Below are 2221 nucleotides of genomic sequence, written 5' to 3' on the forward strand. Positions count from 1 at the left end.
GGCCACCTCCTCGGGCCGGGTGACCGCTGTGGGCACCAGCACGCCGGCGGCGCCGGCGGCCAGCGCCGCCGTCATGTCCCGCCCGATGTCGCCGACCACCACGCAGCGGGTGGCGACGGTGCCGAGCGCGCCGGCCGCCTCGTGCACCAGTCCCGGTGCGGGCTTGCGACAGACGCAGCCATCTCCGTCGTCGTGCGGGCAGATGGCCCAGTGGTCGAACGGGCCGAGCAGCTCCTCGACCCGGGCGTGGACCCGACGCATGTCCTCGGCGGTGAAGTACCCCCGCGCCAACCCCGACTGGTTGGTCACCACGGCCAACCGCAACCCGGCCGCCCGCAACCGGTCCAACGCCTCCCGCGCCCCCGGCACCGGCCGCACCTTCTCCGGATCCCCGTTGTACGGCACGTCCTCGACAAGCGTGCCGTCCCGATCGAGCAGCACCGCGTCGTACAGGCCGGACGAGCGCCGGCCAGAACCCGGGCCAACCCCGGCTGACCTGCACTGATCCCGCTCGTGGTCCGGTCGCACGGGCGGCGGGTTCCCGAGGCCCCGAGGAGTAAACGTCACCTTCGGCGGAGCCCACCCCGCCGGCGCCGCACGGGCCGGTCCACGCCTACCACGCCCGGCCCGCTGCGGCGATACCCGCCGCCCCGGAGAAGCTAACCCGTCCGCCGTTAGCGGCGGACCCGCTGGGGGTACCGGAGAGTGGTGGCAGTTGTGGAAAGAGTGATCGACGCACCCCCGGACCAGGTCTTCGAGGTGCTCGCCGACGGGTGGACGTACAGCGACTGGGTGGTCGGGACCGCGCACGTCCGGGACGTGGACGACGACTGGCCGCGAGTCGGCAGTCGGTTGCACCACCGGGCCGGCCCCTGGCCCTTCTCGTTGCAGGACGCGTCCACGGTGCTGGAGTGCCACGCGCCGCACCGGCTCGTGCTGCGGGCCGGGCTGTGGCCGGCGGGTGAGGCGATCGTGGCATTCGTCCTGGAGCCACTGGACGACGGGCGTACCCGGGTGACGATCGGCGAGGACTTCGCCGCCGGTCCGCTGCGCTGGGTCCGCACCAAGCTCAACGATCTGGTGCTGCACCTGAGGAACAAGGAGACGCTGGCCCGGCTGTCGGACATCGCCACGCGACAGAAGCCGGACCGGTGATCGTGCGGTCGCGGGGCGTCTGTGCGGACCCCGTCAGGCGGACTGGCTACCCTCTCTGGTGAACCTGTCGGCCGACCGAGGAAGTCCGTGATGATCGAACCCGTGCAGTTGCCCGCGCCGTGGGCGGACGCGCGCCTGACCGTCGTCGTTCCGACCTACAACGAGGCGGGCAACCTCCCGGTGCTGGTCGAGCGCCTCCTCGCGCTGCCGCTGCCGGGGCTGAAGGTGCTCGTCGCGGACGACAACTCCCCCGACGGCACCGGTGAGGTGGCCGACAAGCTGGCCATCGAGCACCCCGACCGGGTGATGGTGGTGCACCGCCCCGGCAAGGAGGGCCTCGGCCGGGCGTACGTGGACGGGATCACCCGCGCGATCGACGACGGCGCGGAGTTCGTCGCCCAGATGGACGCCGACCTGTCGCACCCGCCGGAGGCGCTGCCCGGCATGCTCGGCGCGTTGCTCTCCACCCAGGCGGCCGTGGTCATCGGCTCCCGCTACGTGCCCGGCGGCGAGCTGGACGAGAACTGGCCGCTCTACCGCCGCGCGCTCAGCGGCTGGGCGAACCTCTACGTGCACACCCTGCTGCGGGTGCGGATCCGGGACCTGACCGCCGGCTTCAAGATCTGGCGGGCCGACGCGCTGCGCGCCATCGGGCTGGACCGGGTGCAGTCCAACGGCTACAGCTTCCAGGTGGAGATGCACTACCTGGCCACCAAGCTCGGCCACACCATCCTGGAGGTGCCGATCCGCTTCGAGGAGCGCCGCGAGGGCGACTCGAAGATGACCACCGCCACCAAGATCGAGAGTGCGCTGATGCCGTTCAAGCTGCGCAGCCGGCACCGCAACCTCGACTCCTGACCTGACCTCCGTTCTGTCCGCTCGCCGAAGCATGCACGCTGCGTCGCCATGACACAGCGTGCATCTTCCTGTCTGAGCCGTACCGACGCCCGCGCCGCCGGCCGGCGCTCCACCGCCGGGACGAGGCGCGACCAGCCCAGGAGGGGCTCGTCAGGCCGGGGCGGTGCCCGCCGAGCCGGCGCGGCGCACGCGAGCCGAGGGGCGCCAC

General features: G+C 72.5%; 3 protein-coding genes. 2 read left to right on the forward strand and 1 reads right to left on the reverse strand.

Going from position 1 to position 2221, the window contains the following annotated elements; translation table 11 throughout:
* A partial coding sequence (locus tag HUW36_RS31355; protein ID WP_174531382.1) for a D-glycero-alpha-D-manno-heptose-1,7-bisphosphate 7-phosphatase occupies window positions 1-528 on the reverse strand: 528 nt, incomplete at its 3' end.
* Window positions 529-708: 180 nt separating this feature from the next.
* Between HUW36_RS31355 and HUW36_RS31360 the strand changes: the two genes are divergently transcribed.
* Complete coding sequence (locus tag HUW36_RS31360; RefSeq protein WP_174531383.1) at window positions 709-1155, forward strand: SRPBCC family protein; 447 nt, start codon at window positions 709-711, stop codon at window positions 1153-1155.
* Window positions 1156-1245: 90 nt separating this feature from the next.
* Window positions 1246-2013 (forward strand): polyprenol monophosphomannose synthase, encoded by a 768-nt coding sequence (locus HUW36_RS31365; protein ID WP_174531384.1) that lies wholly within the window; start codon window positions 1246-1248, stop codon window positions 2011-2013.
* Window positions 2014-2221 lie beyond the last annotated feature (208 nt).

Source organism: Micromonospora maritima, from assembly GCF_902825405.1.
GTDB lineage: Bacteria > Actinomycetota > Actinomycetes > Mycobacteriales > Micromonosporaceae > Micromonospora > Micromonospora maritima.